This window comes from Thalassobacterium maritimum (assembly GCF_031127805.1).
In the GTDB taxonomy this organism is placed as follows: Bacteria; Verrucomicrobiota; Verrucomicrobiia; order Opitutales; family Coraliomargaritaceae; genus Thalassobacterium; species Thalassobacterium maritimum.
This window is the reverse complement of record NZ_JARXHW010000004.1, coordinates 36,020-57,943: the sequence shown is the minus strand read 5'-3', so window position 1 is coordinate 57,943 and position 21,924 is coordinate 36,020. Positions and strand designations below refer to the sequence as shown.

Sequence of the window (21,924 nt, the reverse complement as noted above, 5' to 3'; positions counted from 1 at the left end):
CCAGTGGATAGCAAGTCGCGAACGGTCCCCGAACGCAAGGCATGTTCAGCTGCATCTGTCACTTTTGGCTTACTCCGCTTGCAAATATTGCTGGGTGAAGGCCTTGAGCTTATCTTTGAGCTCTTGCGCGGACTTTGAGAGGTAACGGTCGGGGTGTTGCACTAGGGTGATCTCGCGTTCGAGCGTCATTCCCTCGATTTCTTTGATCCCCATATCGTCGTGTCCGTGCAGCGACATTTGGGGCAGAATGGTCACACCCTTACCTTCCAGCACGAGACGACGGATGGTTTCGATCTGGGAACTTAGAAACACGGTGTTGCGCTTGCCGGAACTGAGACGGCAGATCTCGTTGATTTGTTTGCCGGCGCAGTGGATGTTATTGAGTTCCAAGAAGGGCTCGCGAACGAGCTCATCCAGTGTGACTTTGCCGGGCCTCAAATTGAGCGGGTGCTCCTTGGGCATCACTGCGAGAAAGCGTTCGTGCCCCAGCACTTGCACCAGCAGGTCGGGCTCCTTGAGCGGAGAAGACATGATGGCGAAGTCCAGCCGACCGCGACGCACTTTTTCGATCAAGGTTTCTGTGAAATTTTCCTCAATCCGTAGTGAACTGCATTCGCTTTCAGTCAACTTGTGTAGCAGAGCGGGAACTAGATAGGGGGCAATCGTCATAATCGCCCCTAAGGTAACGGTGCGACTGCATTGAAAGGAGTCGCTCACCTGTTGAATCGCATTTTCGTGCTCTAAAAGGATGGTTTTGGCTTTGGATTCTAGGAGTTCGCCTTGCTCGGTGAGCAAAATGCGCCGGCCCATGCGGTGAAAGAGAGCGCCGCCCAATTCCTGCTCCAGCTTCTTGATTTGCTGACTGAGCGAAGGTTGTGCCACATGACAGCGCTCTGCTGCACGGGTAAAATTGCGTAACTCGGCTACTGCGAGAAAGTAACGAATCTGTTGAATTTCCATAGTTAAAAACTATCAAAGGTATAGATTACATATCTTTCAACTATTAAACTTTTTCTGTTATTCTGCGCATCGAGTTAAACCTCAACTTAATTAAATTATGTCTAAAATAAACGAACTTATTCCAGAATTTAACGCACAGGCTTACCACAATGGTGAGTTCAAGCCCGTCTCTACTGAAGACGTGAAGGGCAAGTGGTCTGTTTTCTTCTTCTATCCTGCGGACTTTACCTTTGTCTGCCCTACAGAGCTAGGCGACTTGGCGGATCACTATGCACAGCTGCAAGAGCTGGGCGTGGAAGTTTACTCGGTCTCCACTGACACACACTTCACACACAAGGCATGGCACGATGCTTCGGACACGATCAAGAAGATCAACTTCCCAATGATCGGTGACCCCACAGGTCAAATCACACGTGGTTTTGACGTGATGATTGAAGAAGAAGGCCTCGCACTGCGCGGCACTTTTGTGGCAGATCCCGAAGGTAAGATCAAGATCGTCGAAGTGCACGATCTCGGTATCGGCCGTTCGGCTGCAGACCTTGTGCGCAAGGTGCAAGCAGCTCAATACGTGGCTAACAACGATGGCCAAGTATGCCCTGCCAAGTGGCAGCCAGGCGAAGAAACTCTCAAGCCTTCGCTTGACCTCGTCGGCAAGATCTAAGCGATCTCTTACATCGCAGATGCATATTTTCCGGGGCCCGGTGGGCCGGGCCCCGTTTTTTTATTACTTCAATTTTGCTCAGTGCACCCGGTGCACCGAAGCCGTGTCCGCCGCCTAGTAAATGATTCGAGGCCCGCGCGACATCTTAGCTATGGTTGCGAGTCGATCGAGACTGCTCATAGCGTTTATTTTTCGATACAATTATCATGCCGTGGCGAGTTTGATCTGCCTCGGCTAACGACTTTTTAAAATGTTAGACAAGAATCTTCTTCAGGCTCTCACCGAATACACTAAGAATATGACGCGTCGCGTCGAACTACGCCTGCATGCGGGCGCTCATGCCAAGCGTGCGGAGCTCATTGCCATGTTGCAAGGAGTGGCATCGGTTTCATCCATGATTAGCTTCAGCGAAGTCGAAGACACGACTGTCGCCGTGCGTGAGGGGCTGACTTTTGAGCTGGTGGTCGATGATCAGTCCACCGGCGTGCTTTTTTCCGGTGTGCCGGGAGGGCATGAGTTTAACAGTTTCGTATTGGCTTTGCTACAAGCGGGCGGCTCCGAAATCAAGCTGGATGCTGGCTTACAAACACAGATCAAAGCGATCAACGAAGACTTAATGTTTGAGACCTTCATCTCGTTGGACTGTCACGTATGTCCCGATGTAGTGCAAACGCTCAATCAATTGGCGCTGTTGAACCCACGCATTACCAACGAAATGATCGATGGTGCGCTGCACCAGAATCTGGCGAACGAGCGCAAGGTTCAGGGGGTGCCCACGGTCTTCGTGAACAAAAAAACATTTTCCAGTGGGCAGATTAGTGCGGCGCAGATCATCGAGAAGATCACGCAGAAATTTAATGTCAGCAGCAGTGCGGCCGTGCAGGACGACAAGGTTTACGACAGCGTCGTCGTGGGCGGTGGCCCGGCAGCGGCGACCGCATCCATCTACCTGGCACGCAAAGGACTCGAAGTGGCGACGATCGCTGAGAAGTTTGGCGGGCAGGTGAGTGATACCGTCGGCATTGAAAACGTAACCTCGATCAGCGAGATTACCGGCACCCAGTTGACGCATAACATTCGCAAGCACTTGGGCGATTATCCAATCGCATTGCGCGACAGCATTCGCGTGAAGTCGATCGAGGCCAAGCCGGATTCAGATTTGAAACTGTTGACCTTGAGCACAGGCGAGGTGTTGCAGGCGCGCACCGTGGTCATCGCCACTGGCGCCCAGTGGCGCAAACTCGGCGTGCCTGGTGAGGTCGAAAACGTGGGTAAGGGCGTGGCCTATTGCCCGCACTGTGACGGACCTTATTTTAAGGGCAAAGATGTCGTCGTGGTCGGTGGGGGCAACTCCGGGGTGGAAGCCGCGCTGGATCTGGCGGCCATCACCAAGTCGGTGACAGTGGTGGAATTTATGGACTCGCTCAAAGCCGACAAGGTTTTGGTCGATAAGCTACACAGCACTAAAAATGCAAAGGTCATTCTCTCGGCGGCGGTGCAAGAAGTGATCGCCAATGAGGCTGGTGTGACGGCGCTTGAGCTTGAGATGCGCGAGAGCGGCGAAAAAGTAACTCAAGCCACCGATGGTGTCTTCGTGCAGATCGGCCTCGCTCCCAATAGTCAATTTGTAGGCGATCTGGTCGATGTGAACCCTCGCGGTGAGATTGTAGTGTCTGCCAAGTGTCAGACCAGTGTCGAAGGGATCTTCGCCTGTGGGGATGTGACGGATACGCCTTATAAGCAAATCATCATCTCTATGGGAGAGGGCGCCAAAGCCGGCCTCGCGGCATTTGAATATTTGCTCACACATGAGCAAACCAGCGCCTAGGGCTTGCTCTCGAGTGTCGCTCACTTGGGCTCATCGCCCCAAGTGAGCGTGTTTATTGGCCTCGGCAGTTTTTACAGACACCGTAATAGAGCACTTCGTGGCCACTGATTTCGTGTCCGTCTACTTCAGGGTAGGGCACCTGTGGTTCTGCAATCGGCAAAGCTAACACACGTCGGCATTCACGACAGATTAAATGAGGACGACTGCCATTCTGGTCGACTTTTTCATAGTGCACGGGCAGGCCAGGGTAGTCGATGCCTGCGATCTCCATTGTATCGCTTAATTCATTGAGATGCCGATAGACCGTGCGCAGCCCAATCGCGGGATAGCTCTGCTGCGCCAACTCATGAATTTCGTTGGGAGTGAGGGGTCGATTGGCTTCTTCGAGGACTTGTTTGAGCACCTCTCGTTGCCGGGTTTTACGGATCATCGCCATAGTGTTTAATGTTCCAATCGCTGCATGAATTGCAATCCATATATAGACCCTAGGCTATTGCCTAATAAAAAGGGCGGTCGCTCTTAGCGGTCCGCCCTTTGAGGATGTCAATACTGTGAAACGCGCGGCTTAGCGGCGGCGGCGAACAGCCCCTGTCGCCAGAGCGCATAAGCCGATCAATAATGCGGCGGCCGCAGGCTCTGGCACCAGCAATAGAACTTCGTTGCCGTTTGCAAAATATACTTCGCCTTGATATAGGCGAAGATCGCCGAGTCGCTCGGAGGTGCTCAAAATACTTTCATAGCCAGCGTATTCGCCCTCCGAGTCGACGCTGAATTTGACGAGTTCCGAAGAGCCCGAGAAACTCGTCAGCGAGATTACTAATTCGCCGTCTTCGTCAATGATCATCCCCGTGCCGCCACTCACACTGCCAAAGTCAGCGCTGTAATTATACCAGAGCGCATCCTCGGTGGGTAGAGGATTGTTCACGGGGTCGACGATAGATGCGGCGACTTCTTCAAAGGACCAACGGTAGATCGACAAGTCTCCAAAGCCGGGCGCATAATATAGGTTGCCACTCGCGTCGAAGGCCAAGGGACCCGAAGAGCCGAATGTTTCCCCCAGATTAGTGGCAGGATCGCTGGCCAATCCGCCGTTGCTATCCAGTGCACTGTGATAAATGTGATTGGTGCCAAAGCCCACTGCGCCTGTTATATACAGCTCTCCCCCATGGCCGAAGAGTGCGTAGTTGGATGTGGTTGAGATAGGACTGCTGCTGGTGATTCCAGTGCTGGTATTGTATTGCCAGATGTTCTGATCATTGGAGTAGTTGCTGTCGTTGAAGTAGATAGAGTCACCGATCGCGACTACACTTGCGCCAGCGAAATTGTTGACGTTACTATAAATCGGGCTGCTGCTGCCATTGCTGTGGCGGTAGACCGTCACGTTGCTGTAACCGGGCGTGGACATCGTGTAGAAGGCCCCGTCGGCGCCCCAGTCAAAGCTGATTACACTGTCGCCACTAGACATACTGTAATATGTGGAGGCACTATAGCCATTTGTGTAGTTGGTCGCTGCATGAGCACTTATGGCTGTGAGCGCGACGAAACTAATCGCTGTATTTTGTAATATTTTTTTCATCATTTTAAGAATTATAAGGTTTAACGGCGGCGCATTAGGCTGATTGCGAGTGCGACTAGACCCAGTAAGGCGGCGTAGGTCTGAGGTTCTGGAACGGCATGCATTACACCGATGGCATCCAAGTCGAAACCACTGCTACTAAAAGGAGTGGCGTAGGGATCGTTGATGAGGTCGCCATCTTTGTCGGTGCTGCCATAACTGACGTCGAGACTGCCCACTACATCGACGATACGTATGGCCACGATATTATTGATATCCAGATCGCCAATGCCTTCGAGCTCCGCCAGGTCGAAGGGAGTGCCGTAGCCTTGTTTATATTTCCCTGCGAGGTTGTCGTACTCGGTGGTGTCGACCGAGCCAAAGCCTCCTATTTGGCTCGGGGTTTCGTTGACGGGTGCGTAGTCGGCTTCGAAACGAAAGAAATCGCTGCCGTTAGAACTGACCTCTACGAAAGCAAACTCTAAGAATGTATCGGAAAATCCATTCTCAAAAACTGCAAAATCAAAGCCCTCTCCATCGTAGATCGGATTGTCAAAGCCGAGCGTGATGGAGCCGCCGTCGCCGAGGCTCACGACGCCTCCCGAGGTGCCTTGGGCGGCGCCTAGGGCATTATCCCCGCTGCCATAAGAGGCTAAGGCGGATTCTGCATTTGAGATGTCTTGCGGGCCGCGAACCAGTGATTCCACTGAGGTCGCCCATGCGACGATGCTGCTGTCATTCATCGCAATCGCTTCGCTACCGGGCTGACCAGCTGCGGGGGCATAGTCGCCTGCCGCTAGCGAATGCGTGAGGCTCGCTTGCGCTAAAACTAGCAGAACGGTGCTGCAGAGTCGTGATCGGTTCTTTGTTTTCATCATTTTATTATTCGATTTTTATTGGCAGTTTGTTGCCAATAATATTAATGGGTCTCGCTTAATGACAGTTGATCGTCAATAATAACTTTGAGAATGATGCATAAAAATACCAATTCATGTCGCATCGGGCCGCTGGTCTGGGTGCTGTTTATAGCTAGATATAGATGAAGGGCAGCGAAGGCATATTGGCTAGTGTCTGCTTGAGTGCGCGCGCACTGTTGGGGATCGCTTTGTCTTGGCAGCTGTCCGCTAGTTGTGGCTTGTGGGCCGACGAGAGTGCGGAGGCATCTTCGTATCACATGCTAGAGGAGTATGTGGTGCGTGCGTGGCATTTTGAAAATGAAAGCCTCGAAGTACCGGCGGATATTGTGCAGATTGATCGCCAGACCATTGATCAATCGCTCGCGCTCTCCTTACCTGAGCTTTTAGAAACGGAAGCGAATTTGTATTTCTCGAATCTATCTGGTTCTACCAATGTCTCTCTGCGTGGCTTCGGTGAGGGCAGTGGATTGCGCAGTTTGATTCTAGTCGACGGGCACATGCTCAACCCTTCGGATATGGGGCGCATTAACTGGGAGCAAGTGCCGCTGGAAGCGATCGAGAGCGTGGAGGTGCTGCGCGGCGGGCATAATGTGCTGTATGGCGACAAGGCTTTGTCGGGCGTGATTAAGATCGAAACGCGGCGTATCGAAGCCACGCGTCTCGACTTCGAAGGGCGTTTGGGGAGTTTCGGCACCCAGCAGTCCTCCTTGTCGGCTGCTTGGGGCGGCAGCGCTTGGAGTTTTTCAGGTGGGCTTTCACGACAGATCTCGGAGGGCTACCGAGCGCATTCCGACTCCGCCACTCGTCATGCTTCGGCCACAGTGGGCTATGTCTTTAATAATGGCGACGAATTGAATTTTCGCTTTGCGGGCGGCAGCACAGATTTAACTTATCCGGGCGGCCTCGATGAGGCGAGCTATCGCAACGATCCACGCAGCTCGAGTAATTTGGGCGATGAGGGGAGTACGAACGAGTATGCCAGTATGACCAGTCGTTTCATTGGCATGCGTGACTGGGGCAGCTGGGAAGTGTTGGCAGGCTACGATCAGAATGAGATTGAGTGGAGTTTTGGAGAGGGCTCTTACGGGGCCAACGATCAGTCGGGTTACAGTCTCAAACCGCGTGTGCGCTTTGAGCCCGCGGATTGGGTGCTTATTCTTGGTGCGGACTTTCTTTACGATACTTTAGATTTTACTGCGTATTTAGATGAAGCGCGCACGATCGTTCCTTCGCAGGCTGCGCTTTCGGAGAGTCGCCTCAGTCCGTATGTTTTTGCTGAATACGATCTGACCGAGCGTTTTAGTTTGAGTGCTGGATTGCGACACGAGTGGAGCAATTATCAGGCGAAGAATACGGCGTATGTGGAGGATCAACTGTATGCCACCATCGAGACGAATCGTGGTCCGCGGCCGAACCCAAACTATAAAAATCCGGCAGACATCGACCCGGATGAATCTTATCAGGCATCTTTACGGGAGAGTGGCTTGTCGGCGGAGTTCTCTATGAACTATCGTTTGAACGATCAATGGAGCCTGTGGGCTGGCTACGATCGAGCTTACCGCTATCCTGTTTTTGATGAGCGTGCCGCCTACCAAGGTTATCCGCTGGCGGAATACATCGCACAGGACTTGGAAGCCGAAGAGGGCGATCAATTTGAATTGGGACTCAAATACCTCCAAGGCGCACATGAGTTGTATGCGACTGTCTATCGCTTGCAGATGGAGAATGAAATCATCTTCGATCCCAGTGTCGGCAGCGATGATCCCAGCACGCCAGGCAATGGGCTCAATCGCAACTTAGGCGCGGTCGATCGTTATGGTGCGGATGTTTCCTATGCTTACAATGCTCAGGACTGGGGCTTTTCCATGGCGCTGGCCTTTGTGCGCACAAAAATGCGAGTCGGTATCGATGGTGAGGGGAGTGGGCAGGAGGTGCCGCTCGTGCCCTCACTGGTGAGCACCAATCAGATCTGGTGGCAGCTGGAAGAACGGCTGCGGGTGCGACTGGTGCACCGCTACGTCGATGAGCGTTATCAAGGCGGGGATTTTGCCAATGAGAGCCAGCCGGTGGAGGCCTATCAGCTCTTTCACATTCAGGCCGATTGGCAGGCGACACCGCAATGCCGTATCTTTGTCAAGTGTGACAATATCTTCGATACACTTTATGCCGAAACAGTCTATTTCGGCAGTTACTATCCCGGCGACGGGCGTTCCATTCAAGCGGGCGTGAAATTTAATTTCTAAAAGAATGAAGTCTCTGATCCAACACACTGTGTCCCATCTCTTCTTAGCCGTCAGTCTATTCGCGGTGGCCAATGAAGATCCACCGACTTATCCGGGGCAGGATCGAACTTGGCAGTTTCACGATGCGGCTGGCACCGCTGATACAACTGCGCTCTGGAAGGAGGATGCCTCGATCGTTGCATGGGCGACGGGCTACCAAGACCTACAATATGGCAGTGAGGTGGACGCCGTTTGGAAAACGCCGGCGAAGGCACTGGGTGTCGCGGGGGGGGGCAGTTATGATATCGTGTGCTTGGGCCGCGGGGGGCAGATTACACTGACTTTTGACAGTCCGATTCGCAATGGTGAGGGCTTTGATTTCGCGGTGTTTGAAAACAGTTTCAGCGATCACTTTCTGGAACTGGGCTATGTCGAGGTTTCGAGCGATGGTGTGCACTTTGTACGCTTTCCTAATTTTTCGTATACACTCAGTGCGGTCGGTGGATTTGGAGCTGTGAATCCGAGTCAGATTCACGGCCTGGCTGGTAAATATAAGCAGGGCTATGGCACGCCCTTTGATTTGGAACAATTGCAGTTGGCCTACACAGCCGTTATGGAGGGCAGTGATTCTTTCGATGCGGTGTACCAGAATTCTTTAGTCGCTAATTTCCAACATCTGGACCTAGATGCCATTCAATATCTGCGTATCATTGATATCCCAGGCGATGGCAGTGCTGTGGATTGTGAGGGTGCGGTGATTTACGATCCTTACCCGACCGTGGGCAGTGCGGGCTTTGATCTGGATGCTGTAGCGGTGCTGCACCAACAGGCGTCGGACGGATTAACTCAGTCGATTAATTTTGCAGCGATCGGGCATCAAATTTTTACTGAGGGTGGGCTGGAACTTTCGGCCACTGCGAGCAGTGGTTTACCAGTGAGCTTTGAATTGCTGGAAGGCCCCGCGCAGCTCGAGGGGGCACAGCTGAGTTTCACCGGCTTGGGCTCCGTGGTGGTGCAGGCAACTCAGTTAGGCGATGCCAGCTACGCGCCCGCGGTGCCGGTCACTCATAGTTTTGTGGTGGCCGATGCTTTGCAGCACATATACTTGGAACCGATTGCCAATCAACTCGTGGCTGTCAGTGATGTGGCCTTCTATGCCCAGTCCAGCAGCGGGCTACCCGTTGAGTTATATATCGATGCTGGGCCAGAGGCGGCCTATGTGCATGCCACCGACCACCTCTTTTCCAGCGGTTCGGTCACGGGGAGCGTGACGCTGCGTGCCTCGCTGCCTGCGGGGGCGATGGCTGGAGTTTACTATGCGCCCGCGGAGGATGTCTTTTGGGACTTTGAGATCGTGAGCAGTGGTGCACCCAATGCAGCCCGTAGCTTTGCGGCTTGGCAGCTCGCGCATGGGCTTGCCGGCACTGCGGAGGATGATGCAGATGCCGATGGCGCCTCTGATTTTGAGGAGTATGTCGCAGGCAGTGATCCAAATCTCGCGTCCGACCATCCCGATTATCGTTTAGAGCGCAGCGAAGGTAGCTTTATTCTAGTCCTAAATTTCTCCAAGCGGGCACGTGCGCGTGTGCAGTTAATGCAAAGCACAGAGCTTACAGCAGTTGCCGAATGGACTCAGTTCATTCCCGAAATGCTGTCGATCGAAATTGATCCGAGCGACGAGTCGAAGGCGCAACTTCGTTTTAAAGTGCCACAGCAGGGGGGGAGCGCCTTTTGGAAATTTAGCTTTTCGGAAGATTAGTGACGGAAAAAATCTATCTTTTGAGATTATTTTTAGAAATAACGTGAAATATTTTGGAATAAAGCGCTAGACAGTTGCTCAGTAGCAGTGATCTATACTGTCAACTAACCAAAAACACATGATTTTCGGGAAAGAATGCCAATCCCTCCTCACAATTTTATCTTTATTCTCCTTGAGCGGCTGCGCCGTGCATCAGGTGAACGAAACGCCCTCGCTACCTGTGGATTCTGCGCAGGTGAGGCAGTATGCGACGTTCGCTAGTGCCACCGCTGACGGCGGCAAGCTGAGCGCTGTGCCCGCTGTGCCCGCTGTAACCGCTGTGGCGGGTGCTTTTTGGTGGCAGGCCTTTGAGCGTCCTGAGCTGGATCTTTTAATTCAGCAAGCCCTGGCTGACAACCCCGGCTTAGGGCAAGCGATGGAGCGTGTGCGGCAGGCGCGCCTACTTTCGCGCCAGTCAGCGAGTCGGGGAAAACCAGAACTTTCCTTGCAAGGCGCGGCGAGCCGTGAGTGGGAAGGCCGACAGCCGGACGCCTGGCTGTGGAGCGCGGGTCTTGGCGCGGCTTGGGAATTGGATTTATTTCAACGCTTAGAGAGTCAGCGTTTGAGCGATCGCTATAGCGAGCAAGCGCGTCAGGCAGATGCGGAATTGGTCGCACTTTCATTATCCAGTGAAGTGGCGAATGCGTATTTTGGATCGGTGGCGGCTGCAAACAAATTGCAACTCCTTCGGCAGCAGGTGCAGTTGGATCAAGATTTACTGGACCTAATTCAATTGCGACGTGATCAGGGAGTGGGCACGGTGGTGGATGTGCTGCAGCAGGAAAGTCAATTGGCTGAAAGCCAAACCTTGATCCCGTTGGCGGAGTCGGAGTTGCGCAGCTTCGAAAATTTGCTGGATATCTTGGTCGGTGAATTACCAGATGGGAGCAATCGCATCCCCGACGCCGAGCAATTGAGCTTTGATGCCCGCATGCCGCCGCTAGGCGTGCCGGCTGATCTACTGGTGCAACGGCCTGATTTGCGTGCGGCCCTGGCTGACTTGGTGGCGGCCGATGCTTCGATCGGCGTGGCGGTGGCGGAGCGCTTGCCGCAGCTCACGCTGAGCGGCTCAGTAGCTGAGGGAGCAACTAGTTCTTACGAAGGCGTGCTGAGTTCACTCGCTGCCAATTTTACGGGGCCGTTGTTGGACTGGGGCCGGCGCAAGGCGGAAGTGGAACGGCGCAAGTCGATTTATCAAGAGCAGCTGCTGCGCTTTACCGAGCTCTTTTTAGGCGCGGTGGAAGAAGTGGAGACCACATTGTATCAAGAGCAAAAACAACGCGAATTTTTGAAACGTTTGCGCCACCGTCGTGACATTTTGCAACGCGCACAGGAAGAGAGCGACGCGCGCTTTAAACAGGGCATCGACGACTACTTGCCGGTGCTGACTGCTTTGCAAAGCTTACGTGAGATTGAGCGCGACTTGATCGATGAGCAATTGGAACTCTTACAACTACGCATCCGCCTACACCTCGTCACTGGCGGACGCATGCCACAAATTTAACCGACGATACACGATGCACCTTCTGACTACGATGCGAATCAAACACTACTTACTAGCCACTGCGCTGCTCGCGACGACTCAATTTCTCCCGGCACAGACGCCACTCAAAGTCTTTGCGACTCGGGCAGCTGAAAAAGCGATCTTCGACGAAGTCGAAGCATTGGGCACGCTGCGTGCCAACGAGAGTATCGATCTGACCTCTACGGTGACAGAGTATGTCACCGCGATTAATTTCGATGACAACCAGCGAGTCAAAAAGGGCCGTGTGCTCTTGGAGATGGACGCGGCCGAGGAAGAAGCAGAGTTGGCAGAAGTTGTGTCACTCTTGGAAGAGTCTCAGCGCCAGGTCGAACGTTTAAAACCACTGGTCGAGCGCGGTGCGGCCAGTGAATCCGCAATTGATGAACAGCGGCGCGAAGTGGCGTCGGCTAAAGCGCGCGCGCAGGCGATTCAGTCCCGTATTAGCAAGCGTCGTATTATTGCACCGTTTGATGGGGTGGTGGGGCTGCGTAACTTATCGGTCGGCGCATTGATGCAGCCGGGCACCTTGATCACCACCTTGGATGATGACTCGGTGATGAAATTAGATTTCTCGGTGCCCTCTGTCTTTCTGTCTACTTTGAAGCCCGGCTTGCAAATTGAATCACGCGCGCGCGCTTACCCAGAGCGACTTTTTGAAGGTACCATTGCCAGTGTCGATAGTCGTATCGATCCGGTCACGCGTGCGGTGCTGGCACGCGCCTTGATTGACAATACCAACCAGAGCCTTAAGCCCGGCATGCTGATGCGGGTGACGTTGCGTAAGAATCCGCGTGAGTCGATTGTCTTGCCAGAAGCGGCACTCGTTTCGCAGGGCGACCGAGCCTTCGTCTATCGCGTGCTGGCAAGCGAGGGCGCACAAAAGGTTGAGCGCCGTGCGGTCACACTAGGGGTGCGCCGTAAGGGAGAAGCTGAGATACTTGATGGAATTGAGGTGGGCGACTGGATCGTGACCGATGGTACCATGAAGCTACGCCCCGGTGCGCCGGTCGAAGTGATCGCTGAAGAATACGGTCAAGAAACACTCTCCGAGAAGCTCGGCCAATCCAACCCGAAGCTGTAGTCGCCAATGTTAATTTCCGATATTTCTGTTAAACGGCCGGTCTTCGCATCGGTCATCTCTCTGATCCTAATCGCTTTTGGTCTGGTTTCATTTCAGCGCCTATCTTTACGTGAGTATCCCGACATCGATCCGCCGGTGGTGACGGTCGAAGTCTCATATCCCGGGGCGCCGGCTAACATTGTAGAGACGCGCATCACAAAGCTCTTGGAGGAGCGGATTGCGGGCATTGAGGGCATCGAATATGTTGAGTCCAGCTCGCAGGACGGTGAAGCCAGCGTCACGATCGAGTTTGCCATTGATCGTGATATCGATGGCGCGGCCAATGATGTGCGTGACCGCATTTCTGGAATTCAAGATAATTTGCCTGAAGAAGCGGAGCCGCCCGAAGTGCAAAAAGTCGATAGCAATGACGATGTAATTATCTGGCGCAACTTAGCCAGCGACCGTCACAGTATCGAAGAACTGACTGACTACGCAGAGCGCTATTTAGTCGATCGCTACTCGACGCTCGATGGGGTTGCTCGCATTCGTATCGGTGGTGGATTGCGGTATGCGATGCGTGTGTGGCTGGACCGTCAGGAACTGGCCGCGCGTGGACTCAGTGTGTCCGATGTTGAAGATGCATTACGCTCCGAGAATGTCGAGCTGCCCGCTGGTTCGTTGGAGTCCGATGTGCGTTTGTTTAAGGCGCGGGTCGAGCGCAAATTCAAAGAGCCCGAGGATTTCGGTAAACTGGTATTGGCCGAAGGGGATGATGGCTATTTGATCCGTCTCGCGGATGTTGCGCGGGTGGAGCTCGGGGTGGAAGAGAACCGTATTATGTTTCGCGGTAACGAGGTGCCCATGGTGGGCATCGGCACCATCAAGCAGTCGACTGCCAATACGATCGATGTAGCCCGTCAAGTGAAGGCGCTCACCGCCGAAATCAATAAAAGCCTACCCGAGGGGATGAGTATTGAAGAGAGTTACGATGCTTCGGTGTTTATCGAAGAGGCGATTAATGAAGTGTATACCACGCTGTTTATTGCGATCGCTTGTGTGATCGTAGTGATCTACCTCTTCCTCGGCAGTGTGCGGGCTACCTTAGTGCCCGCAGTCACGGTTCCGGTCTCGGTGATTGCGACTTTCATCGTGGTCTATAGTCTCGGTTTTTCTATTAATCTGCTGACCTTGCTGGCCCTGGTGTTGGCGATCGGATTAGTGGTGGATGATGCGATCGTAATGCTGGAAAACATCGTACGCCGAATCCAAGAGCTGGGGGAGCCGCCCTTACTGGCAGCATACCGCGGTGCACGCCAGGTTGGTTTTGCCGTGATTGCCACGACGCTGGTTTTGGTCGCGGTGTTTGTGCCGATCACTTTCTTAGAAGGTGATATCGGACGCCTGTTTACGGAGTTCGCACTCACGATTGCGGCGGCAGTATGCTTCTCTTCATTGGTGGCACTTACACTTTCGCCAATGCTGGCTTCCAAGGTGTTGAGCCATCAGTCGAAACCTAATTTTCTCGTGCGTGGAATCGATGCCACGATCCGCTTTTTTCGTAAGGGCTACTTAGCGATCTTACGTGTGTGCCTGCGTGTGCCAGTCTTAGTCGTGGCGGTTTTTGTTGGGCTGCTGGCTTTGATTGCTTTGATCTATAGCAAGGTCCCACAAGAGTTTGCACCGACGGAAGACCGCGGCGTCATTTTCCTGATCGTCAACGGGCCGGAGGGCGCGACTTTCGACTACATGGAGGAGTATATGACCGAGATTGAGCAACGCATGATGCCCATGGTTGAAAGTGGCGAGATCCGGCGTATGTTGATACGTTCGCCGCGCTCGTTTGGTAATCTGGAAAATTTCAACTCCGGCATTGTCATCTTTTTGCTGGACGACTGGTCTCGCCGGCGCAGTGCATTTGTGATGATCAACGACATCCGGGCTAAGCTGGCGGATCTGCCGGGTGTGCGTGCCTTCCCCGTGATTCGTCAAGGTTTAGGTGGGGGCACTTCAAAGCCCGTGCAATTCGTGATCGGCGGATCCACTTACGAAGAACTTGCTGCTTGGCGCGACATTATCATGGAGCAAGTCGAGGCCAATAACCCTGGCTTGGTCGGGCTCGATAGTGACTATAAGGAGACACGCCCACAGATTGATCTCTCGGTGGATTACGAACGTGCCGCCACGTTAGGGGTGACGATCGAGGAGATCGGGCGCACACTTGAAACCATGATGGGCGGGCGCAATGTAACCACCTTCTTACAGCGTGGCGAGGAATACGATGTCATCGTCGAAGGTGAGCGAGAGAGCCAACGTTCCTTTGCCGATATTGAAAATATCTATGTGCGCAGTGATCGCAGCGGTGAGCTGATTCCGCTATCCAACCTTGTATCCATTTCAGAATACGGGGCCGCCGAAACACTCTCGCGTTACAACCGGGTGCGCTCTATTACGCTTGAAGCCAATTTGGCGGATGGTTATACGCTCGGTGAAGCGTTGAGTTATTTAGAAGCTCAGGTTCGAGAGCATTTGCCCGAAGAGGCGATTGTGGACTACAAAGGGCAAAGTCGTGAATTCGTGAAATCCGGCAGCTCGATTCTGTTTATTTTCGTGCTCGGCATTATCGTGGTCTTTCTAGTGATGGCTGCGCAGTTTGAGAGCTATGTGCACCCCTTCGTTATTATGTTGACCGTGCCACTTGCCATTGGCGGTGGCCTATTGGGATTGTTTCTGACCGGCGGCACCTTAAATATTTATTCGCAGATCGGGCTGATTATGCTGATCGGTTTGGCCGCCAAGAATGGTATTCTGATTGTCGAATTCGCTAACCAGTTACGCGATGAGGGGCGTCCCTTTCGCGAGGCATTGATTGAAGCCTGTGAAACACGTTTTCGGCCCATTGCAATGACCGGACTGACGACCATCGCCGGCTCGATTCCGCTTGTCTTGAGTAGCGGCGCTGGCGCAGAAACACGCTCTGTCATCGGTATCGTGACTCTCTTCGGTGTGGTGGCCGCGACTTTATTTACACTCTTTATCGTACCCGTTGCCTACGATCTAATCGCTCGTGGCACCAGTTCCCCGCTGACGGTTGAAAAAGAGCTCGAGAAGCTGGAGGAAGGTTGAGTGCTCTTAAGTTTGCTTTCTCAACTTTTTGATTTCTGCAGGCAGGGGGGGAGGGCTTTAGATCATTGACCTAAAAAAAGCCCCGCCACTCGTGAGCTACTAGCTGAGTGGCGGGGCTGGCAAAATGGACTATTTGTCCTCTTTGGGCTCGGGGAGTGTCTTGTTGGCGATGTTCTGCAACAATTCACCCATGAACTCTTCGGGCTTTTTGAGGCCTTCTAGCGACGGGTTGGTGCGTGAGTTGACTTTGACGAGACCTTGCTCAGCCTCTTGACGTCCCAGCACGAGGAAGGTGGGCACTTTGTCGACGTGGCATTTGCGGATCTTGGCTCCGAGCTTGTCGGCGATATCGTCAACTGTAACGCGGATCTTCGCGGCTTTAAGCAGCTTTTCGATTTCGCGAGCTTGTGGCACCAGATCGTCGTTCATCGGGAGGATGCGGACTTGTTCCGGTGCGAGCCAGATCGGGAAGTTGCCAGCGAAGTGCTCGATCAGCACGCCGCAGAAGCGTTCCATCGAGCCGAAGGGGGCGCGGTGGATCATCACGGGGCGGTGCTTTTCATTGTCGGCGCCGATGTAGTTTAGGTCAAAGCGCTCAGGCAGGTTATAATCAACCTGAACGGTGCCGAGTTGCCATTCGCGACCAATCACATCTTTGACGACAAAGTCGATCTTGGGGCCGTAGAAGGCAGCTTCACCTGGCTCTTCGACGAAGTCGACGCCGAGCGTTTTGGCGGCTTCGCGCAGTGCAGCTTCAGCTTTGTCCCATTTTGCCGCGTCGCCTACATACTTCGTGGAGTCCGGGTCGCGCAGGCCGATGCGCACGCGGTAGTCAGACATGCCCAGTGTGTTGAAGACTAGTTTGACCAAGTCCAGGCAGCCTTTGATTTCCTGCCCGATCTGATCCTCGGTGCAGAATAGGTGCGCGTCATCTTGGGTGAAACCGCGCACACGTGTCATACCATTGAGTTCGCCGGATTGCTCCCAGCGATAAACGGTGCCAAATTCTGCCAGGCGCACGGGTAGGTCACGGTAGGAGTGAGGTTGACTGTCGAAGACTTTAATGTGCATCGGGCAGTTCATCGGCTTGAGCAAGTAGCCGTCGATTTCGCCGCTGTCGAGTTGATTGGACAGCTCTGCGCAGGAGCAACCCTCTTGTGCAAGGCGATCCACCGTGCCCGGTTCGACGATCGGTGGAAATTGCGAGTCTTTGTAGTAAGGGAAGTGCCCGGATGTGCGGTAGAGCCCGAGCTTGCCGATGTGCGGCGTGAATACCTGGTCGTAATCGGCCATGCGCAACTCTTCTGCGATGAAGTTCTGCAGCTCCTGGCGGATGACTGCGCCGTTGGGTGTCCAGAGCACCATACCGGCACCGACCGCTTCGTCGATGTGGAAGAGCTTGAGCTCTTTGCCCAGCTTGCGGTGATCGCGCGCCTTCGCTTGTTCGAGGCGCTCCAGGTAATCCGCCAGTTCTTCCTTGCTTGCAAACGCGGTGCCGTAGATGCGTTGCAGCTGTTTGTTCTTTTCGTCGCCTCGGTGGTAGGCACCAGCAATCGAGAGCAATTTATAGGCCTTGATTTTCTTGGTGTAGCCCACGTGTGAGCCTGCACAAAGGTCGATAAAATCCCCGTTCTGGTAGAAGCTGATGGCTTCGCCTTCCGGGATATCATCCAAACGGCCCAGCTTGTAGCGTTCTTGGCCGATTTCCTTGATCTTGGCCACTGCTTCTTCGCGCGAGCATTCGATACGGGTAAACTTTTGGTTCTCCTTAATCACCTTTTTCATCTCGGCCTCGATGGCTTCGAGGTCGGAAGCATCCAGCTTTTTATCGAGATCGATATCGTAGTAAAAGCCGTTTTCGGTGGGAGGGCCGATATCGAGTTGGGTCTCCGGGAAAAGTCGGAGAATCGCTGTGGCAAGCACGTGCGAACAAGAATGGCGGAGTTCCTCTAGGGGGGACATGTCTTTCATAATAATAAGAGTGCAGTGATTGGCGCTTATTCTACAGTCACCGATTTGGCTAGATTGCGTGGCTTATCTACATCGCATCCACGCTCGAGTGCCACGTAATAGCTGAACAGCTGGATCGGAATGCACATCAAGATCGGCTGAACGATCTCATGGCACTCGGGCACGATGATGGTGTCGTCGGCTAAACCTTCAGGAATGTCGCATTCTTCTGAGGCAACGAAAATCACCTTCCCCTTGCGTGCCTTAACTTCTTGTACGTTGGCCAAGCTCTTCTGGAAGATTTCGCCACTCGCCGCCAAAAAGACACTCGGGCACTCTTCGCAAATCAGAGCGATGGGGCCGTGCTTCATTTCCGCTGCGGGGTAGCCTTCAGCATGGATGTAGGAAATCTCTTTTAGTTTTAGCGCACCTTCGAGTGCGATGGGAAACATGAGTTGACGGCCCAAAAAGAGGCAGTCTTCATACTTTGCATATTTCTTGGCGATCTCGGCGATCTTAGCGTCCTGCTTGAGAATCTCTTCGACTTGCTCCGGCACTTTTTGTAGTGCTTTAACGATTTCAATGCCGTCACCATAGCTCAAATCGCGCAAGCGACCTAAGTAGAGCGCCAGCATGGCGCAAATCATGATTTGTGAGGTAAAGGCCTTGGTCGACGCGACCCCAATTTCGGGACCTGCGTGCTGGTAGATGCCGCCATCGCTTTCGCGAGCAATAGTTGAGCCCACACTATTATTAATCGCCAGTGTGCGGTAGCCCTTACGCTTCGCTTCGCGGAGCGCACCCAGTGTATCGATCGTTTCGCCGGATTGGCTGATGGCGATCACCAGAGTATTCTTGTCCAGTGGCGAGTTGCGATAGCGGAACTCAGAGGCGTATTCTACTTCGACCGGGATGCGAGCGAAGCGTTCGATTAAATATTCGGCCACCAGGCAGGAGTGCCACGCGGTGCCGCAGGCTAAAAAGAGTATACGGTCCACTTGGCGCAGCTCCTGCGGGCTCAGATTGAGTCCGCCAAAGACTGCGGTGCTGGCATCGTCAGAAAAGCGTCCGCGCATACCATTCTTCAAAGAAGTGGGTTGCTCGAAGATTTCCTTCTGCATGAAGTGGTCGTAGTCGCCCAGTTCAGCCTCTGAAGTGTCCCAGTCGACCTTATGAATGACCGCTTCCACATTTTTACTAGAAACGGTTGTGATCGAGAAGTCGTTGTTTTGTAAGTGCACGACTTCATTGTCATTGAGGTAGACGACATTTTGCGTGCAGTGGGTAATCGCATTGACGTCCGAAGCTAGCAGGTTTTCACCTTTACCGATGCCGATAATGAGAGGGGAGCCCTTGCGAGCACCGATTAATTCCTCGGGGAAATCAGGGCAAATGACCGCGATGCCATAGGTGCCTTCTACGTGGCGCAGGCTCTTACGAACAGCTTCCAGGAATGGATTTTTGGGGCCGTCTTTCGGCTCTTTCTCGTAGTGGTAAGCGATCAGGTTGCAAAGTGCCTCGGAGTCGGTTTCGGACTGGAAAGTGTAGCCCTTCTCGATCAAGAACTCTTTCATTCCCGTGTAGTTCTCGATAACACCATTGTGCACGAGCGAAATCTTACCATCGCTACTGGTATGCGGGTGCGCATTTGCTTCAGTCACGTCACCGTGCGTCGCCCAGCGGGTATGGCTGATGCCTAGATTGCCACCCAGTTGGCGCTCTTCAAGAGCGTTCTCCAGGTTGACTACGCGTCCGGTTCGCTTAATTTGCTCGAAGCCTTGTCCTGCGGCAACAACCATGCCTGATGAGTCGTAGCCTCGGTATTCCAAGCGCTTCAAACCATCTAGCATTATACTTCCCGCTCGATCACGGCCGATATATCCAACTATTCCACACATAAAGCTTCAAATAAGCTCAGAGTGCGTTTAGCTTTTCAAGCTTATTGACCTCTCGGATACCTCAAATCTATGAAAAAACGAAAAATTATCTGCATTATCATGGGCGGCGGTCGTGGCTCTCGCCTGAGTCCTTTAACGCGCGATCGTTGTAAGCCAGCGGTGCCGCTGGCCGGTAAGTATCGCCTCGTCGATATTCCAATCAGCAATTGCCTCAATTCTGGATTTAACCAAATCTACGTATTGTCTCAATTTAATACCGCTTCACTGCACCGGCACATTCAAGAATCTTACAAATTTGATCCTTATGCGGGCGGTTTTGTCGATATCCTCTCTGCGGAGCAAACAGATAAGAGTGATACTTGGTATCAAGGCACTGCGGATGCGGTGCGCCAAAATATGCATCACTTCCAAGGGCATAGTGAGGGCGACCTGTATGTGATTCTATCCGGTGACCAGCTTTATCGTATGGACTTGGCAGATGTTGTGCGTGAGCACGATGCTTCCGGAGCTGAAGTGACCATTACCGCAAAGCCACTGGGGCTCGACGAGGCGGAAGGCTTGGGGCTCATGCGTATTAATGATGACTTGGAGATCACTGAATTTGTTGAAAAGCCGACCGATCCCGAAGTGATCAAAGGTCTTGCTGTGGGGGATGGGGTGCGCCAGAAGATGAAAGATCCTGGTGACCGTGACTACTGTCTCGCCTCGATGGGCATTTATGTCTTTAATGCGAGCACATTGATCGAAGCTTTGAAGACGGATACCACTGACTTTGGTAAAGAAATTATCCCTGGCTTGTTGGGGCAGTCCAAGATGTGCAGCTATGTCTTCGACGATTATTGGGAAGATATTGGCACCGTGAAGGCCTTTTTCGATGCGAATATTCGCCTTACCGATCCAATCCCGCCATTTAACTTCTTCGACGAAGAAGCACGGATCTTTACCCACGCTCGTTTCCTGCCTGCCTCCAAGATTAACTCTTGCGTGGTTGACCGTGCGATTCTTGCCGATGGCTGTATTGTGACAGACGCGAATATTAAGCACTCGACACTTGGTGTGCGCTCCGTGGTGCGTAATCAGACTCGTTTCGAGAACGTCGTCATGATGGGAGCAGATAGTTTCGAAACCGTAGAAGATCTTGAGGAAAATAAAGTGCTCGGGCGTCCAGACTTGGGCGTTGGAAAAAACTGCGTGGTTAAGAACGCCATTCTCGATAAAAGTGTGCGTATCGGAAATAACGTCGTTCTGGACCCCACGGGTTTGCCGGATAAGTTCGGGCCTGATCTAGATATCGCTATCCGCGATGGCGTGTTAGTTGTCTGCAAGGATACCATCGTTCCTGATGGCTTTGTTCTGAAAGCGTAAGTTTTCTGCGTGATCGGGCCTTTCAGGCTTTTGTCGCAGCTATTTACCTACAAGCCGCACTTCGTTTAGAAGTGCGGTTTTCTGTTGCTCTATTGTGAGAGTTGAGCATGTTTTTATTTAGAGTATGCAAAGGTCATTTAATGACGAAAAATATAACCCTATAGCGTGATGAAAAATATACTTATCTGCACCGACGGTTCCAATTACTCGCACGAAGCTTGCCTCTACGGAGCCTGGCTCAGTCAGCAAACTCAGGCGACGATCAGTGTGCTCTATGTCACTGATATACGTCAGTTTGAGATTCCTGCAGTTGCTGACTTTAGCGGTAGCTTAGGTATTCAACCTTTTGAAGGTATGGTTTCTCAGCTGCATGAGGTTGAAGAGATGAAGTCTAATTTTGTCAAAGAGCATGCGCTCAAGACACTTAAGGACGCTGGAGTCGAAGAGAGCCAAATTACCTTTCATCATGAGACGGGCTTATTGGTGGAAGTTATGTCGGACTACGCCGACGTTGCGGATTTAGTCCTGCTTGGTAAGCGTGGTGAAAATGCAAATTTCGCCACGGAGCACCTCGGCTCCATGCTAGAGCGTGTGTTGCGCTCAGTCGATCAGCCCTGCTTGGTCACAAATCGTAAGTTCGAGCCTTTGCAGAAACTCGCCATCGCATACGATGGAGGCGCTAGTTGTCAGAAGGCGCTGGATTACATTGCCAGCAATGAGCCCTTCCGTTCGATGCAAGTGCATCTGATCGTCTGTGTTGAAGGGCACAAGGAGGATCAAGCCAGTCAGCGCTTGCAGGAAGCCGAGTCTACGTTGCAGGCTGCGGGCCTATTTCCGAAGTGCCAAGTGCTTTCTGGAGAAGTCGAAACGGCGATCGCTGATTATGTGGAACAAGCTAATATCGACCTCTTGCTGTTGGGGGCCTATGGGCACAGCCGCATACGTGAGTTGCTGATCGGCAGCACGACTACGGAACTGCTGCGCAGCTGTCGTGTGCCTGTGCTTTGTTTCCGCTAGGCTCTAAGCATCCCTCTAGGGCATCCCGACTAGATTATCCCT

General features: G+C 52.9%; 15 protein-coding genes. 9 read left to right on the top strand and 6 right to left on the bottom strand.

The genetic code is table 11. The features are described from left to right. Positions 1-69: 69 nt before the first annotated feature. Positions 70-960, bottom strand: a complete 891-nt coding sequence (locus QEH52_RS02850; RefSeq protein ID WP_308948502.1) for a LysR family transcriptional regulator — start codon at positions 958-960, stop codon at positions 70-72. Between the two features lie 97 nt (positions 961-1,057). On the opposite strand from QEH52_RS02850, the gene ahpC reads away from it, so the two are divergent. Beyond that, the gene (ahpC, locus tag QEH52_RS02845; protein WP_308948501.1) at positions 1,058-1,621 is read left to right on the top strand and encodes an alkyl hydroperoxide reductase subunit C; all 564 of its coding nucleotides are present in this window, start codon (positions 1,058-1,060) and stop codon (positions 1,619-1,621) included. Positions 1,622-1,871: 250 nt separating this feature from the next. Beyond that, positions 1,872-3,449, top strand: coding sequence for an alkyl hydroperoxide reductase subunit F (ahpF, locus tag QEH52_RS02840; protein ID WP_308948500.1), 1,578 nt, complete (start codon positions 1,872-1,874; stop codon positions 3,447-3,449). A 52-nt stretch (positions 3,450-3,501) separates the two neighbouring features. Here the strand turns inward: ahpF and QEH52_RS02835 are convergent, their stop codons facing one another. The 3 genes from QEH52_RS02835 to QEH52_RS02825 form a co-directional block, all read right to left on the bottom strand. Next, positions 3,502-3,885, bottom strand: coding sequence for a Fur family transcriptional regulator (locus QEH52_RS02835; protein WP_308948499.1), 384 nt, complete (start codon positions 3,883-3,885; stop codon positions 3,502-3,504). A gap of 129 nt (positions 3,886-4,014) precedes the next feature. After that, positions 4,015-5,028, bottom strand: coding sequence for a hypothetical protein (locus tag QEH52_RS02830; protein WP_308948498.1), 1,014 nt, complete (start codon positions 5,026-5,028; stop codon positions 4,015-4,017). A 17-nt stretch (positions 5,029-5,045) separates the two neighbouring features. Next, positions 5,046-5,882 (bottom strand): PEP-CTERM sorting domain-containing protein, encoded by an 837-nt coding sequence (locus QEH52_RS02825; protein ID WP_308948497.1) that lies wholly within the window; start codon positions 5,880-5,882, stop codon positions 5,046-5,048. 161 nt (positions 5,883-6,043) lie between these two features. Between QEH52_RS02825 and QEH52_RS02820 the strand changes: the two genes are divergently transcribed. From QEH52_RS02820 to QEH52_RS02800, 5 genes are all read left to right on the top strand, one after another. Beyond that, entirely contained in the window at positions 6,044-8,164 is a 2,121-nt protein-coding gene (locus QEH52_RS02820; RefSeq protein WP_308948496.1) for a TonB-dependent receptor, read from the top strand. A 4-nt stretch (positions 8,165-8,168) separates the two neighbouring features. Continuing rightward, positions 8,169-9,902, top strand: coding sequence for a hypothetical protein (locus QEH52_RS02815; RefSeq protein ID WP_308948494.1), 1,734 nt, complete (start codon positions 8,169-8,171; stop codon positions 9,900-9,902). Between the two features lie 118 nt (positions 9,903-10,020). Further along, positions 10,021-11,445, top strand: a complete 1,425-nt coding sequence (locus tag QEH52_RS02810; protein WP_308948493.1) for an efflux transporter outer membrane subunit — start codon at positions 10,021-10,023, stop codon at positions 11,443-11,445. A 31-nt stretch (positions 11,446-11,476) separates the two neighbouring features. Further along, positions 11,477-12,547, top strand: coding sequence for an efflux RND transporter periplasmic adaptor subunit (locus QEH52_RS02805; RefSeq protein WP_308948492.1), 1,071 nt, complete (start codon positions 11,477-11,479; stop codon positions 12,545-12,547). A gap of 6 nt (positions 12,548-12,553) precedes the next feature. Then, the gene (locus QEH52_RS02800) at positions 12,554-15,652 is read left to right on the top strand and encodes an efflux RND transporter permease subunit (protein ID WP_308948491.1); all 3,099 of its coding nucleotides are present in this window, start codon (positions 12,554-12,556) and stop codon (positions 15,650-15,652) included. Between the two features lie 129 nt (positions 15,653-15,781). Here the strand turns inward: QEH52_RS02800 and thrS are convergent, their stop codons facing one another. Then, positions 15,782-17,623 (bottom strand): threonine--tRNA ligase, encoded by a 1,842-nt coding sequence (gene thrS, locus QEH52_RS02795; RefSeq protein WP_308948490.1) that lies wholly within the window; start codon positions 17,621-17,623, stop codon positions 15,782-15,784. Positions 17,624-17,649: 26 nt separating this feature from the next. Beyond that, positions 17,650-19,500: a glutamine--fructose-6-phosphate transaminase (isomerizing) gene (gene glmS / locus QEH52_RS02790; RefSeq protein ID WP_308948489.1), complete on the bottom strand. Its 1,851-nt coding sequence runs from the start codon at positions 19,498-19,500 to the stop codon at positions 17,650-17,652. 69 nt (positions 19,501-19,569) lie between these two features. Between glmS and QEH52_RS02785 the strand changes: the two genes are divergently transcribed. Both QEH52_RS02785 and QEH52_RS02780 read left to right on the top strand, forming a co-directional pair. After that, positions 19,570-20,865: a glucose-1-phosphate adenylyltransferase gene (locus tag QEH52_RS02785; RefSeq protein ID WP_308948488.1), complete on the top strand. Its 1,296-nt coding sequence runs from the start codon at positions 19,570-19,572 to the stop codon at positions 20,863-20,865. A 168-nt stretch (positions 20,866-21,033) separates the two neighbouring features. Beyond that, positions 21,034-21,882, top strand: a complete 849-nt coding sequence (locus QEH52_RS02780; protein WP_308948486.1) for a universal stress protein — start codon at positions 21,034-21,036, stop codon at positions 21,880-21,882. The last annotated feature ends 42 nt before the right edge of the window (positions 21,883-21,924 follow it).